We start from the raw sequence: 15,914 nt of genomic DNA on the forward strand, positions 1-15,914 counted from the left end.
GGCGGCCTCCCGGCATGGGCGCTGTTGCGATTGACGTCCGGTGGCCGGGCCCTGTTGCCCCGGCCGCTGTGCGGGCGCGTTACCGTCCTTCAACCCTTGAAAGGTGACATCTCATGGAACAGGATCCAGCGGCACACCTCCTGCAGGAGGTCCGTACGGCGCTGCGGATGGACACCGGAGTCCTGGATGCCAACGCGGCGCATGGCGCGGTGACCCAGGTCTGGTTCGATCCGTACGAAGCCCGTGAGGCGGTCCGCTCTTGGGACCGGCTCGTGCTGGCGGACGGCAGCGTCCTGGCGGATGAGGCACTGGCTCCGCGGCGTACGGCACGGGCCACGTGGTGGCCCGCCCTCGAAAATGCCGTGCGCCAAGTCCTGTGTCCTCAGCCGATGGGACTGGCGCCGCTGCTGGTGCTCACCGGTGCCGACGGTGCTCCGGCGCAGGTGGCCTTCGCCCTGCGGGACGACTGGCCCCAGGTCACTCTCCGGTGTCTTCGCCGCGAAGGGCTGGTCGTCGGACGCCTGAAGCTGCTACTGAGCGAGGTCGAAAGCCTTCAAGATGTCATCGCCGAGGGCGCGTCATTCGACCTGGGCGAAGTCACCGACGCACTCCGTTCCGTGATCGATGTCGGCGAGCCGGCGGTGCGCGGGAAGCTCCCGGACCGCCCTGCGGCCGCACCGGTAGGAATCACGGATGAGACGTGGACTGAGGTGCCGCTAGGAGGCGAGGAGGCTCTCCGCGCTGCCCGGCAGCATCTGGACGATCTGCTGTCGCAGCACGACTCCACGAGCCACCCGGAGGTCATCGATCAGTGGATGGCGCTGGCTGAGCTGACCGGGGAGCAGGTCAACCCGCGTGCTGCGGTCGCGCTCTACGACCAGCTTGGCAAGGATCTGCGCGAGCAGCTCGGCCGGCACCATGTGCGGACGCTGGACGCGTACGAGGGCATCGCCCGCTGGGTGGGGGCGCAAGGCCGCGCCTGATCGGCGCCCGGGACGGGGCGGCCGTGCAGGGGCCCGCACAGTGAGGGCCCTGCCCGGCCGCCCGGTCAGCGGATGCCGGTGTAGGAGTGGCGAGGCAGCTGCGCGTAGTGCTGCTCTTCTGCGGAAGACACCTCGGCCTGGCGCGCTTCGTCGTGAGCTTGGCGTTCTTGCTGTTGCAGCCGCAGATCTGCGACGACCTTCCTCGTACGGCGTTCTTCCTCCTGCTGTTCGCGCAGCCTCGCCTTCCTCTGGTGCTCCGTGAGCCGTGTGTCTTCCATCGGAAGCGTCCTTTCGTGTGGAGATGTGTGGGTGCTGGGTCAGTGCACGCCGACGCCGGCGGTCTGCTGGTTCTGCTGGGCGTTGTGCTGTGCCTCGTCCACGTTGGTGGGCTTGGCAGGCGCGGTCTCGGCGGGTGCCGGGTGGGCGGCGGCCCGGGCTTCTGTGCCAGCGATCAGCTTCTGGGTCGCTTCATTGACCCGGTCTTCCTGGCCCTCAAACAGCTGAGCGAGGTCCTGATCGGTCGGGGCCTCCGCGCCGGCGGCCGGGGCCGGGGCAGGGGCGGCCGGGGCCGGGGCAGGAGGTGCGGGCGCTGCCGGTGTCTGCGCCTGCGCGGGCTCGGCTGGGGTGGGGGTTTCGGGCTTGGGTGCGGCCTCGGCCTGCGCTGGCGGGGCCGGGGCTTCGGATGCCGGGGGTGCCGCGTCGGGGGCGGCACCCTTTTGCAGTTCGAGCAGGTTCGGCAGGCGCTGATCGAGCAACTCCAGTTGGGCGGGCAGCTCCTTGCGGGAGAGGGTGAGGGTTTCGCGTGGCTTGAGGCCGTTGGGCGGGCCGACCACGTTGAGCGTCTGGAGAACGGCCAGGGCCCGTTCTGCCTGCGCGTGGGTGAGGTTCAGCTCGGCGTTCTCGCTCAGCACGAGCGGTGAGGCGACCGTGCCCTGCTCGACGATGTGCGTGGCTACCGCGCGGATCTGATCGGCGTTGAGGTCGGCCGCCAGGGCCTGGGCGGTGAGCTCGGGCGGCCCGGCGATCTCCTGCGCGAAGCGGTCAGCAACCTTGTTGAGGAACTGGGCGTCCCGGTGGAAGGGGTTGTTCTCCACCTGCCGGCGCAGCGCCTTGATGAGGGCGAGGCGGGTCTCCACCGGGCTGTCGGTCTGCATTCCGGCCACGAGGTCGCTGGGCGGGAAGGTGACCTGGGTGCCCATTTCTGGCTCGCCATCGGATGATCCGGCGGCTGCGATCTCCTTCTGGGCCAGGAGGTAGCGGATCTGCAGTTCCGGGCGGTCCTGCGGCCGCAGGTTCTTCGCGCTCAGCTCGGCGCGGACGGTGCGCGACTCCTCGTAGAGCGCCTCCATGTACCGCTCGGGAGGGTCGGTCTCGTAGTGGCCGAAGTCGCGCTGCTCGTCGGCGCCGAGGCTTCCGCGCATGCGCTCCAGGCGCTGCTCGGCGTAGTGGAAGATCATGGCGGCGATGTTGCGGCGGCCGTCGGTGCCGCGGTCCTGGTTGTCGTAGCGCCGCATCACGGCCTGCGCGATTCCGGAGATCATGTCGAATCCGCGGAGCTGGGCCGTCTCCACCATGCCGTGCAAACGCACGTCGAGAGTGAGGCGGTGTCCGGCGCGCCGAGCCCGGCCACCCATCTCGATCAGTGCGGACATCAGCTGGGAGGCTTCCGCCAGCTCCGGGTCAGCCTGTGCGCCGGCGGACAGCGCGCTGTCCAGCTCCGGGTCGTCCGGGTCGTCAAGACCGAGGTCCTGTTCGGGGTCGCCCGGCTCGGCCCGCCGCAGCTCCCTGCTGAGCTTCAGGACATGGGCGGCAAGGAGTCGCGGGGTGTCGAGTGCTTGTACTGAGTCGAGGCCCGAGGCCCGGGCAGCGTGACCCTCGGCGTCTCGTGTGAGGGCCCGCATGGCCTGCCCGCCCGGTGTGCCGCGCTGTTCCCATTTGTCGAGGTGGGCGCTGATCTTGGCGGCGTGCCGGGCGATGAGGCTCGCGGCCAGGGTGGTGATCTTGGCCGCCGGGATGGCGGTCTGGGGTGTGGTCTGTGCTTGTTCGTTGAGGCGGGCGAGCACGTCGTCGACCTGCTGGTGGATGTTGAGGATGGCCTGCCAGTCGGGGTGGCTGAAGTAGTAGGCCTGGTTGCTTCGTGCGGCGGTCATCGCGGTGCCGATGCCAGCCAGATCCCGAGGTCCCGCCTCGGGGGGCGCGGCCGCGTTGTCCAGTGCCCGTGCGCGGCGAGGACCGCTCTGGAGGTTCAGATTACGTGCGTAGCGGGCGAGTTCTTCCGCGTTCATGCCCGGCGGTGCTCCGGGGGACAGTTTGGGTACGGGTGCGGTCGGTTCGGTCTGAAGTGGGGTCGGTGTCGTCATTACGGTCTCCGCATCAGGACTGGCTCGGTGCGAGTGAGGTGGTCTGGCCGGCGGCGAGGGCGTTGTTCTCGGCTTCCTGGGTCTTGCGCAGGTTTTTGCGCACGCGGGATGCAGGCGCAGCCACGTCGGCGGGGGCCGGCTCGGCTCTTGTCTCATTGCGCTTTTGCTGGTCGGCGAAGAGCTTGGTGACCAGCTCGGTGATCCGGGCTTCGAGGTCGCCGGTGCCCGGCCCCTCGGACTCCGCCGCGTCGGGCCCGGCGCCCTTCGCGTTTGGTGCGGGCTCAGACGTTGATGTTGCCGGAGGTGTGCGGACGGCTCGTGGGATAGCGGGCCGGGCAAGGAGAGTGTCGATGTCGGTGGGGCGTGCCAGGACGGTCCGCGGGGCGTCGGCACGGTAGGGGCCGAGGATCTGCTGCTCCTCCAGGCGGTGCAGGAGGCGGTCGGCCCGCTCGGCGGTGACGTTCATGGCACGCCGCAGGGTGAGTGGGGAAGCCTGCTGGTGCGAGGTGACCGTCAGCGCAGCGTTTCGTAGCTGAGCGGGGAGGATGGGGCCTTCCGGGTCCTGTCCGGTCGGGATGATTCCGACCAGGCGCTGCTGGTAGGCCCAGGCCACTCCGTTGAAGAGGTCGGCGGTGGGTTCGTAGGGATTGGACTCCTCTCCGGTGTGCGGGTCGACGTCGCGCAGTTCGACGACCCGGGAAGACAGACGCTCCACCAAAAGATCGTGCGCGGCGATCAAGTTGGGGACGGGCGGGGCGCCGGCGACCAGACCGTTGTCGGGGAGGAACTCCGCGTCCGGCGCCTGACCGTGGAGCTGTTCGTAACGCGCCCTCCAGCGGGCGCGATTGATGATCCACTGTTCCTGAAGTTCACCGCGCTCTTCGAGCAAAGTGGTGGGAGCGGCCATACGACGCTCGAGGTCGCGCTCGATATGAGCGAGGTCCTGCATGCGCCGGTCGGTGCGTACCACACGGGGGACGGGCAGGCTGTCCGTGTCCTGACCGCGCAAGTGGGCGACCGTGCGCTCCAGGCGGGCGCTGAGGCCGTTGAGGTGGATCTTGGAGGCGACCGTTGCCAGTCCTTCCACGATCCGGATGAACGACGACCGGGCCCGGTTCATCAGCTGTTCGCCGTCCGGCCCGTGCAGCCGGCGCAGGGCGGGCACAGTGGTATCCATCTGGGCGACGAGGTCGGTGATCTTCTCGTAGCGGGTGTTGGGCAGGCCGATGGAGTACGGGCGGAGCGCGGCGAGGGCTTCGTGCGCACTGTGGTGGGCGACCGTGAGATCGGCCGGCATCGGCGCCGGATCACCACCGGGGAGTTCCGCAGCGGTCCCGGCGATGTCCTGGAGCTCGACAGCCTCTCGATCGACCGTGCTGTCAACTTCCTTCCAGCTCACCGGGGTTCCGGGCGCTTCCTCCTGGATCCAGGTGCCGTCATCGTTGCGCAGGACCCAGATGTGGTCATCAGTCGCAAGAACGTTGAGGGCCAGGTCCGGGTGTCCGGCGGTGTACGCGGCGAGGGCCTGCTCGGCATGGTGCCGCGTCTCGTCGGTCTCTGCGTCGGGGCCCTGGGCGATCGTGTCGAGGAGGTCGGCGAGCTGGGCGGGGGTCGGCTGGGCAGGGAACTGTGTCGGGAGGATGCTGCGCACCGCGTTTCGCCAGGTCTGGCTCAGGGGGGCTCCGAGCAGTCCGGCGGACTGGGCGGCGCGCCACTCCACTGCGGCGAGGAGTTCGGGTCCGGTCATCTTGACGAAACGGCTGTAGGACATGCGCAGCGAGTCGTTGCGGGAAGTGCCCAGCCACACCACGACGGTGGGGTCATCGCTGGTCTGGTCATCGCCCGATGTGCTCAGGTCGACGCCGTAGACAGTGCCCAGCTTCAGAGGCTGAGGCAGCCGGTCAGGCTCGGGGCTCTCAGCGGTGTGCTGGCCCAGGCGTTCGTGCACAGCGATCTGCAGAGCGTACGCGGCGGTGGTGCGGTCAGTGTGCTTGACCGGCTGGCCGTCGACGGCCGAGGGCAGCACCATGTTCAGCGCCAAGTCGGCGCCTGCGGCTGCCGGTTCTGCTATCGGTGTACTGGTGGGGGTCAGGGGGCCGCTCGCCCTTGTCCCGGTGGGCCACTGCCCGGTCCGGGCAGCCGTACGCCCGGTGCCGCTGGGGGAGGACGGTGCTGTCGCGGAAGCTGAATCGGCGGCGGATTGGCGGCCCGCCACGTGGGAGTCGTTTGCGAAGTAGTCGTCGGGGTCTGCGGCGAGCAGGTCCAGTGCTTGCTGGTAGACCTCGTTCTCGTAGTCCTCGTGGTGCGTGCCGGGCCCGAGTAGCACCGCGGTGGCGGTCAGGTGCCCGGGGATGCCCCAGTCCTGGTCGAGGCGCTTTGCCCAGGTGAGGGCGGCCTGCTCGAGTGCGGCTGTGTCGCCGGGGGTCCGCGCCTGTACCCACTGGTGGATGTAGCGCGCGGCCTGGGTGGCGATGTTCTTGGTCCGGGAGTGGTAGTTGGTGGGGGCGAAGGTGTGGTTGGCGCGTTCGCCTTCATCGGCGTTCTTCACCAAGACCGCCTCGACAGCGGCGTCGAGGAGCGGCTGACGCGCCTCCAGGACCTGCATCACCGGAGTCGCACCGTCGCCGTCTGCCGTGATGCCGTCCTCCCACAGCTTGGCCGCGTCCTTGGAGTCGGGGGCGCTGGTGACCGTCGTCTCTCCGTCGGCCTGCAGCAGCAGCTCCCACTTGTCGAGCAGTACCTTGCGGCCGCTGTCGTCCGCGTCCAGGAACACGATGTGGGAGTGGGGGGTGTCCGTGTCGAGGCCGCGCAGGAGGGTGAGCTGGGGCTGGGTGAAGGCGGTGCCCATCGGGGCTCCGACCACCGGCCGCTGGTCGAGCGACACGGATGCGGTGGCTCGCGCGACGGCGATCACGTCGAAGTAGCCCTCGACGCTGACGCGCGGTCCGTTGCTGCTGGCCAGGGCTCGCGCCTGTGCCGGGTGGTGAAGCCCGAAGACCAGGTCGCCCTTGCTGAACAGGGTGGCGTCGTTGCTGGTGTTGAGGTACTTCGGTCCCCCGCGGTCCTTGGCCTGTGCCTCGCTCTCGCCGGGCCGGTCGATGCGCCGCCCGCTGAAGCCGACGATGTCCCCCTGCTTGTCGTGGATCGGGAACATCAGCCGGTCCCGGAACGGGTCGATGAGGGTGTCGCGCTGGCTTCGTTTGGCGAGGCCCGCCTGCAGGAGTTCCTCCTCCGTGAAGCCCTGGTCGCGAAGTGCACGTACGACAACGTCCCAGCGTCCGGCGCGAGTGTCGGAGGGCGCGTAGCCCAGACCCCATTCCTGCTGTACGGCGGAGGGAAGCTGCCGTTTCTCGGTCAGGTACGTCCGCGCCAGTTGGCCGCTCGGGTCGCTCTGTAGCTGGTCGGTGAAGATCTTGGCGGCGGCCGTGTTGGCGGCGATAAGCCGCTCGCGCGGCACCGGCATAGTTGTCGATCCGGGAGCTTCCTGCAGCGCCCCCTGGCCCGCCTGCGGGGTGTGCTGGAAGTCGACTCGGTAGGCGGCGAGGCTCTGGTCCGGGTGCTCGCGGATCGCCTTGTGGAGTGCGGGACGGAGGTTGCCAGCGATCTCGCGGTCCCGCTCCGCGGTGCCACTGGTTTCCAAGGTGATCACGACCGTGCGGTCCGCAGTGAGGACGCCCGTTGCCTCCAGGGTGACGCCGAGGCCGGTGAGGGCGGAGCGGGCCAGCGCCGTGAGCTGCTCGACAGGGGCGACCGTGCCGGGCGCGGGCGCCTTCGTGGGGGCGGCTGGGCTCACTCCCTGTTGAGTAGTGCCCTGCGCCCGCGATTCCTGCTCGGCGGTCGCGGAGTCCGTCCGGAGCGCGGCTGCAGCGGTGACCGTCGGCGGCGCTGCCTGCTTCTCGCCGGTGGCCGCCCCGGGCACCGTAGGGGGCTGGGCCTCCTGCGCCGGCGTGGCTGCCGTGTCGGGGGCGTTCTTCTCCGGTTCGGCGTCTGGCGCGGCCTTAACCGCCGGGGCGGCCTCGGAAGCGGGTGTCTGTGCGGCGACGGGGGTGGCCTGCGGCTCGTCGGTTTCGTCCGCGGTGTCTTGGGGTGCTGTCGTGGTGTCGGTGTTCACTGCGGCCGACCCGTCGGGCGCGGCGGCCCGTGCGGGCTCCTTCACTTCGGCCGGGGCCATCTGACCCTGCACCGAGGCCGGGCCCGCCGTTGATCGAGGTGTTGCGGAGGGCCGGTAGTCGAGCAATGGGCGGTCGCCGCCATCGCTTGCGTTCATCCACTCGGTCACTGCTGCAAGCAGCTCGTTCGGGGTGACCTGTGCGAGCTGTTCGGCCCCGATGTGTACGGTCCGTGCGTTCGCTTCCTCCCCGCGAAGTGCGAGTCCCAGGTAGAGCGCGGAGCCCGATCCGGGCTCCTCGGCCACCATCGCGTACACCGGGCGGCCGTGGATGTGAGCGAGCAACACGATGTCCGTGGTGCCGTTGACCAGGTAGCTCTGGGCGTGGGCGTGCAGGCGCGGGGCAGCCTGCCCGGCGCTCAGGAGGACCTCACCGGGCCGCTCGAATACAGGCATCTGGCTGTCATCGTCGTGGTCTGCAGCCATCGCGGTGGCCTCCTCGACCACTTCGGCGGGGCCTTCGGTGCCCGCCGGCTGCGGGGGAATCTGCTGGGAGCGGTGATGGAGGTAGTGGCCGAGCTCCATCTCGCCGTCCTGGGTCTGCTGGGAGAGATCGAGGAACCTCCCTTCCCGCGCCCCGTCGTACAGACGGCGCAACGCATCCTTGCTGCTGGCGCGTGCTGCCTGGCCGAAGAAGGCCTTCGCCAGGCTGAGTTGCGCGCACCGGATGTGGTGGCCGAGCAGCTGCGTGAGGCCAGTGAGCTGCGTACGGTCCCCTGCGACCGGCGGGAGAGCGCGCTGCAGAGCAAGAAGCGCCGTCAGGCCCGGGATCCCCAGGGTGCGTGTGTTGTCCAGCGATGCGGCCGCCGCGGCGGCTGCTGGAGTGTGGGCGAGCCACAGTTCGTGCTGGTCGAGCTCTGTCAGCAGTGCCTCGTGGGCGGTGGTGTACGCCGCCGCGTCCGCGTACGCCGCGGCTTCTGAGGCCGACTGCTGCGGGCGGACCGCTGTTTGGCCGGAGGATGTGGCCGTATTGGCGGGCGCCTGGTTCGAGGGTCCGTTGGTGGCCATGGGGCTCTCCTCACGTGCGGTGGCCGGTGAACGCGAAGGGCCGGTCGGCCCGGGGGAGGCAGGTCCCGGCGGGCTGCTGGATGCGGCGGTAGTCGCCTCGGGTACGGGCGCTGCCGACCCCGCTTGGGGCAGGCCGCCTCCTTGCTCGGCGGGAGTGGGTGTGCTCGCGCTGCGGATCGCCGTGGCGGGGGCGACGTTGCCCTGCGCCCTGGAATCCGTGATGGGTCGCGGATCGGCTAGCGGGTTGCCGGTGGCCGCGGGCGGGCGGGATGTCGGCATGTCCGGGAGCTGGGGTTGCGGAGCCTCGCTGGCCGGGACCATCGGGATCGGCTGGTCGGCGGAAGGCGCCTCGGCTGGGCCTTGGCTGGGACTGAGTTCTTCCGGCTGCGACAACGCCGGTCCTGCGGCCCTGGTCGGGGCCTGCGTCACCTGGTCCCGGGCACTGTTCGTGCGGTCAGCGGCCTGCGCGGCGCGGTTCTGGTCGTCGGCTGATGTCGGGGCAGTGGCTCCAGCTTCGACGGCGCCGGCGCTGTCTTCGGCCGGCGTCGGCCCGGTGGCTGCGTCTTCAGCACCGTCGAGGCTGGGCGGGGCCTGGACGTCTGTCTGCGCCTGGTCGGCGTCTGTCGGGGCGGGCGGTTCGGTGACGGCGGGTGCAGTGGAGGCCGTGGCCGCGGGTTGGGGAGTACTCGGCGCGGCCGCTGCGGCTGGAGGAGCGGCCGGGGCATGCGCATCGATCTGCGGTGCCGTCGTCTTCCCGGGGGCCGCTGGGTTCTGCTGGCTGCCACTGGTCAGTTTGATGTTGTGGTGGGCCAGCCAGGCGGACCCGTATTCGGTGATGTGGATCTGCTGGCCTGAGCGTTCGGCCAAACCGTGTTCGATGACCTCGGTGACGGCGTGCTGCGAGTAGGCCCGTTCGACGGTGAGCTGGGGGGTGCGCTTCATGAACACGCCGTCGACCTCGCTGAGGTTGCCGTAGGCGATGTCTACGAGGGCCCTGCGGCGGGCCTGCGCGAGCCGGGGGAAAGTCGGCGGCGGAGCAGGAGCTGTGCTCGTGCCCGCTCCCGGTGTCTCCTGGTCTGTGGCAGGCCGCGCGCGCGGACCCTCCGGGGCAGGGCCGGTGGGCGCACTGGTTGCCGGGCGTGGCTCGACCGTGCGCCAGGCCTCTCGGCGCCCGGCGACGGTGTCGACCGTGTCGGTCTGTCCCAGCGCGTAGGCGCGCAGTGCGTTGGCCACGTACTGGGCGGCCTCCGCGACATTCTCTGCAGCGGGCAGCCGCGGATACTCCATATCAGCGTTGCCCAGGGCACGCAGTTCCCCTGCCCAGCCTGCGGCATCCTCGAGCGTGTTGACGATGGTCACCGCGTCGAGACCATGGTGCTCGGCATGCTCTGCGACCGAGCGAAGGTAGGTCACGACGGTGCCACTCACACGGCCCCGGTGGACGTCGTCCGCCTGCACCCCCATCGTCGTCTTCCACAGCGGGTTCCGTACATTCTGGACGTAGTAGTCAGTGGCGTCCTCACCCGCTTCTACCAGGGCGGCGCGCAGGTTCAGCACGGCCCGGGTCGCGTACTCGCGGGTGACCGGATCAGCCACGTGCTCCAATGCGGCGGCAGCGTTCTCGTCGTACTGAGCCAGCGGATGCTGGTATGTCCAGAAGGTGTGGTCGGGGCCCGCCGCGAAGTCGGCGACGTTGCGTGCCGTCGAGCGGCTGGCGCGTGCAGCGGCTCGGTCCGCACCCGCGTAGGTGGCCTCGATGCTCTCCTCACTGGGGCGGCCTCCCCTCCTGTGCCAGGCCGCGGGCAGGGGCGCAGGTGCTGGAGGCAGCGGAGCTTCTCCGCTCGGCTCAGGCGCCGGCAGGGCGCTCGTCGGTGTGTAGTCGATCGGGGGCAGCGGCGCTCGATCGACGGTCTCGATGTCCGGGGGGACATTGGGGAGCGTGGCATCGTGGTGGGCGTACCAGGCAAGGCCGCGTTCGGAGAGGTGGACCTGCCCGCCTGCTACTTCCGCCAGCCCCTCGTTCAGCACCATGCGGAGGTGGCTCTGCGAAGGGGCTTGCCGGGTGGGGCGGCGCGGGTTGGTCAGCATGAACTCGCCGTCGACCACGCTGATGGTGCCGCGCGCGATGTCGCCGAGAGCTGACAGGCGCTCCCTGGAGAACCGCGGCAGTACAGGTTGCGCCTCTTCCGTCGAGGACTGGGACTCCGCTGCCTTGGCGGCCTGGCCGTCAGGCTCTGGCGCGGTGGGGGATATCGGCTCGTCGAAGAGGGCGGTCTGTTCCTGGGTGTCCGGGCGCGGCCCGGCGGCGACCGGTGCCCCGCGCAGGCCGAGCCGCTGCTCGCCAACTTCTGTGAGCGCCGCAAAGGCCTTGGGCCGGTCGGGGCCCACGGGCGGCACCTGGATGAGGCCGAGCGCGCTCAGGGTCCACAGCGCGTGGGTGGTCCAATCGTAGGTCTGCTGGGTGGCGATGCCCTGCGCGTTGTGGCGGTACCACTCGCCGCGGGACCTGGAGATGACCCCGCGGGCAACGTCGTCGAGAGCCTTCTGTTCGTGCTCGTTGAGTTCGACCGCGAGTGGGTCGCGTTTGTCGGCATGCCGGGCGGCGTGCCTGCGGATCATGGGCATGATCTCGCTGGGGTCGCTGACCGCCCCGATCCTCTTGGAATTCGTCTCGAAGGTGGGATCGGGCATGTACCGGACGCTGTACTTCTTGCGATCAAATCCGGGCGCGCGATAGCAGTAGCGGCCGCTGGGCAGGGTGATGTCGTAGTCGCCGTCGAACCGGCCGGCGTACCCCTCGTAGCTCTCCCCCGCACCCGGGTTGATCCCCAGGGATGCGCCGACTGCCTCGTTGCTGGCCAGCCGCTTGCGCCACCGTGTCTCAGCGTCGGGCTCGCTACTGCTTCCGTCGTCCTCGGTGCTGCTCCCCGCACTCTCAGTTGCGGGCGACGCGTTGCGTGACTCGTCAGCAGGCGACGGCTGCGCGGTTGAACTGGGGGTCGACTCCTCCTGAGGCCCGGGTGACTCGGCGAGTGCTGCCGGCACCTGGTCGTCAGCCCAAACTGCAGGGGTGAGCGTCGCGGCCAGGGCCGACGGTGCGTCGCCAGACCAGCCTTCTGTCTCAGGCGACTCATCGCCGGTCTCTGCGAGCAGCAGTCGCGGGGACGTCCCATCTGCGGCGCGCGAGCCCATGGCGCCTTCGGGCTCCTCATCGGGAGTCGTGGTGTCCTCGCTTGGGCCTACTGGGAGGCTGTCGTCGTCCGAAGTCGTTGGCGACATCTCAGTCAACGGCTGCTCATCTGCGTGCACTTCGCCGGTGGGTGCGTCCTGTCCCACGGTGCTGTCCACGGCTTCCGTACTCTGGCCCTGAGCCGTACGCGGGTCTTGGGGGGCGTCCGGCAGCTCACCGCGGATCATTGCCACCCATCGCGCGAACCTCTGCGCCAACTGCGCCTCTTCGGCATGCCGGGCCGCGTCCTCCGCGCTGATCGGGGGGACTTGGTCCTCATCCAGCAGCACCGGCTTCTCACGGACGGCCTGCATCTCGTAGCGGCTCAACGGCGGCAGACGCCGCGCCGCCGATTTGCGGTCCTCGTTGGTCATCCACGGCCGACGCGACTGTTCGTTTCGCGCCTCGTAGGCAGCGCGCGCATCCGCGTACAGCCCCTCCGGGTACAGCGTCGCGAGGTAGAGCGCTTCTCGCCCCATGAGCGAGGGACGCAGGAGCGTCGAGGTGTCGGTCTCCGTGTCCGTCACCAGGAACCCGGCCGCGCGCAGCATCGCAACCCGCTCGGCGTTGATCTTCCGTCCCGGCGTGATCCGCTCGCCGACCGGTTCCTTCAGCAGCCGCGCGGCACCTGTCTCGTCCAGCCACAGGCGGTCCTCGAGCGCGTGGGCCATGTCTGTGGCGAGTGCTGGCCACCAGCCCAGCTCGGGCACCTTCTCCTTGGCGTGGAACTGATGCCTGTGCAACTGGTCGCGGTTGGCTTCGTCCATGCGTGTCACTGCGGTCAGCTGCCTGTCGTGCTCAGCTGCGAGCTCGGCGAGATCCGCCTCCAGCTGTGCGCGTGCCTGCGCCAGCCGGGCCTGCTCCGTGGCCGGCTTGAGCCCTTCGATGACAGCGTTCAGAGCCTCCGCGCTGGTAGCGACACCAGCCGCCCGCTGGACTTCCACCGCTGCTCTGATCACCTGAGACGCGTGGTGCTCCAGGCGCGATTTCTGTCCCTCTGCCAACGCCTCCCGAGCGAGGCCGTAGTGGCGTTCGGCGTCGCGCCAGTGGGCGCGGGTGGCGTGCATGACCGCCTCCAGCCGCTCCTCGGTGCGAGCCGAGGAGCGCAACACCGCACGCAACGCGCCGTCGTCAGCGACCGTCGCGTCCTGAAAGGCCCGGTCCGCCACGTCCATCAGTGCTGCGAGGTGGCCCTCCTGGTCGAGTTGCCCCGGCCCCTGGCCCGGCGCTGCGGGCACGTCGTTCTCCTGCCCGTGGCCTGTGGCCGCGGGGGTGGTCTGCTGCGTCTGCTGGACGCCGGTGTTGTGCTGCGCGGCGGTGCCCGGTCCTTTCGGCTCAGAAGCGGAGAGAGTCGCATCGCCTGTGGCCGTCCTGGGAGGCCCTGGCGGCATCCCGACCGCCGATGAGGTGACTTCCTTCAGCCCGTCCGTTGGCGGGGTGCCTGCTGGGGCCGTGCCGTGCGGCGCCGGGCGCCTTTCGGAGACTGAACGTTCGGGAGCGGTGTCGTCGGCGGGTCCGGGTGCGGTGGACCGGGTAAGTGCGTCTGGGTCACCGCGGGCGTCGGCGTCCGACCCCTGGCTACCGGTGCTGCGCGGACTGCGCGCCGCTGTGCGAGGAGCCCCGGCGGCCGCACGACCGTTTGTCTGGGCTGCCGTGCGGGTGCTGCTGGGCCTGTCCTGACCCGGCAGGTCGGGGCGCTCGGGGCCATCCGAAGGCCTGTGTGCGGGTGCGAGGACCCGCGGGACGTCGTCCGCCGCAGACCAGCCCGGGGCCTCAGCGGGAATGGCCAAGCCCGAGGGTGCGTCCTCGTCCCCCCACGTCCCGTACGCGCTAGTGCGGACGGCTGAGCCGTCTGCCTCCACGGCGTCCTGCTCTGGGGCGAGGACGCGCGGGGCTTCGTCCTCTGCGGACCAGCCGGCAACCGCGTCCGGAAACGTCAGCCCAGACGGCGGCTCCTCCTCCGATGCCCAACCCGCATCGGGCGCCAAGACGCGCGGGGCATCATCATCGCTCGCCCACCCCGCCGCCGTAGCAGCGAGCCCCGACGGTGCGTCCTCCTCCCCCCACGCGTCGTCCACGCTGGTGGTTCGCCCCGCGTCCTGCTCTGGGGCGAGGACGCGCGGGGCTTCGTCCTCTGCGGACCAGCCGGCAACCGCGTCCGGAAACGTCAGCCCAGACGGCGGCTCCTCCTCCGATGCCCAACCCGCATCGGGCGCCAAGACGCGCGGGGCATCATCATCGCTCGCCCACCCCGCCGCCGTAGCAGCGAGCCCCGACGGTGCGTCCTCCTCCCCCCACGCGTCGTCCACGCTGGTGGTTCGCCCCGCGTCCTGCTCTGGGGCGAGGACGCGCGGGGCTTCGTCCTCTGCGGACCAGCCGGCAACCGCGTCCGGAAACGTCAGCCCAGACGGCGGCTCCTCCTCCGATGCCCAACCCGCATCGGGCGCCAAGACGCGCGGGGCATCATCATCGCTCGCCCACCCCGCCGCCGTAGCAGCGAGCCCCGACGGTGCGTCCTCCTCCCCCCACGCGTCGTCCACGCTGGTGGTTCGCCCCGCGTCCTGCTCTGGGGCGAGGACGCGCGGGGCTTCGTCCTCTGCGGACCAGCCGGCAACCGCGTCCGGAAACGTCAGCCCAGACGGCGGCTCCTCCTCCGATGCCCAACCCGCATCGGGCGCCAAGACGCGCGGGGCATCATCATCGCTCGCCCACCCCGCCGCCGTAGCAGCGAGCCCCGACGGTGCGTCCTCCTCCCCCCACGCGTCGTCCACGCTGGTGGTTCGCCCCGCGTCCTGCTCTGGGGCGAGGACGCGCGGGGCTTCGTCCTCTGCGGACCAGCCGGCAACCGCGTCCGGAAACGTCAGCCCAGACGGCGGCTCCTCCTCCGATGCCCAACCCGCATCGGGCGCCAAGACGCGCGGGGCATCATCATCGCTCGCCCACCCCGCCGCCGTAGCAGCGAGCCCCGACGGTGCGTCCTCCTCCCCCCACGCGTCGTCCACGCTGGTGGTTCGCCCCGCGTCCTGCTCTGGGGCGAGGACGCGCGGGGCTTCGTCCTCTGCGGACCAGCCGGCAACCGCGTCCGGAAACGTCAGCCCAGACGGCGGCTCCTCCTCCGATGCCCAACCCGCATCGGGCGCCAAGACGCGCGGGGCGTCATCATCGCTCGCCCACCCCGCCGCCGTAGCAGCGAGCCCCGACGGTGCGTCCTCCTCCCCCCACGCGTCGTCCACGCTGGGTACGACGGCTGCACTGTCTACTTCCTCAGCACTTTGGTCAGGTGCGATGACGCGGGGGAGGTCGTCCGCTGCAGACCAGCCCGCCACGGGGCCGGGGACCGCCAGCTCTTCTTCCGAATCCCAGCCTGAGCCGGGCGCCAAAGCACGGGGCGCGTCGTCCTCGCTCCCCCAACCTGTGGCTACGGCGTCGAGCACCGACGGCGCGTCCTCCTCCCCCCACGCGCCGACCGCACGGGTGGTGTCGGCTGAACCGACCCCTTCGCCGACCTCCCGCTTAGGTGCAAGTACGCGCGGAGCCGTGTCCGTTGCAGCCCATCCCGGAGCCGATGCCGCTACCTCGGATGGAGACTCCTGCGCCCAGACCGCATCGGGCGCAGTTGCGGGTGCCTGCTCCGCTGCGAGCGGGTTCAGGACACGGGGCGCGTCGTCCTCGCTCCCCCATCCCTCGGCCACCGCGTCAAGAGCCGACGGCGCGTCATCCTCCCCCCACACGCCACCCGCCCCGGGGGGCAGGGCAGCGCCCTGTTCTTCCCCGGCGATCTGCTCAGGTTCGACCAGCGGGGCTTCGTCCTCTGCGGACCAGCCCGCAACCGGGTCAGGGGCCAAGACGCGCGGGGCGTCATCATCGCTCGCCCACCCCGCCGCCGTAGCAGCGAGCCCCGACGGTGCGTCCTCCTCCTCCCAGGCGCCATCTGCGCTGCGGGACGAAAGCGGGAGGTCTTCAGGCGCGGTGGCCAATTCGTCACCTCGTTGATGATCACGGGTGGCGGCCGGGCCGCCTGCATTCCCTGGGGCAGATCAAGTGCCTTTCGACGCTAGGGATCGCCACCCTTCACAGGTGCCGTGTGCTGGCGAACCTCCCGCCTGGAGGGAAGGACGGCCCAGAAGATTTGTGGCCGGTTCCCCCAGGCGGTCCGCGCCGCCCCC

General features: G+C 70.5%; 4 protein-coding genes. 1 reads left to right on the forward strand and 3 read right to left on the reverse strand.

Annotated features, from left to right (window positions below):
* The first annotated feature begins 113 nt into the window (after window positions 1-113).
* Window positions 114-983 carry a hypothetical protein gene (locus OG413_RS41020; protein ID WP_266814794.1) on the forward strand — a complete coding sequence of 290 codons (870 nt, stop codon included), beginning with the start codon at window positions 114-116 and terminating at the stop codon, window positions 981-983.
* Between the two features lie 65 nt (window positions 984-1,048).
* Here OG413_RS41020 and OG413_RS41025 read toward each other — a convergent pair whose 3' ends face one another.
* From OG413_RS41025 to OG413_RS41035, 3 genes are read right to left on the reverse strand one after another with little or no spacing between them, the layout of a single operon-like run.
* Window positions 1,049-1,261: a hypothetical protein gene (locus OG413_RS41025; protein WP_266814795.1), complete on the reverse strand. Its 213-nt coding sequence runs from the start codon at window positions 1,259-1,261 to the stop codon at window positions 1,049-1,051.
* Window positions 1,262-1,300: 39 nt separating this feature from the next.
* Window positions 1,301-3,343, reverse strand: coding sequence for a hypothetical protein (locus OG413_RS41030; protein WP_266814796.1), 2,043 nt, complete (start codon window positions 3,341-3,343; stop codon window positions 1,301-1,303).
* Window positions 3,344-3,356: 13 nt separating this feature from the next.
* Window positions 3,357-12,986, reverse strand: coding sequence for a toprim domain-containing protein (locus tag OG413_RS41035; RefSeq protein WP_266814797.1), 9,630 nt, complete (start codon window positions 12,984-12,986; stop codon window positions 3,357-3,359).
* Between the last annotated feature and the right edge of the window lie 2,928 nt (window positions 12,987-15,914).

This window comes from Streptomyces sp. NBC_01433, from assembly GCF_026340105.1.
Taxonomy (GTDB): Bacteria; Actinomycetota; Actinomycetes; order Streptomycetales; family Streptomycetaceae; genus Streptomyces.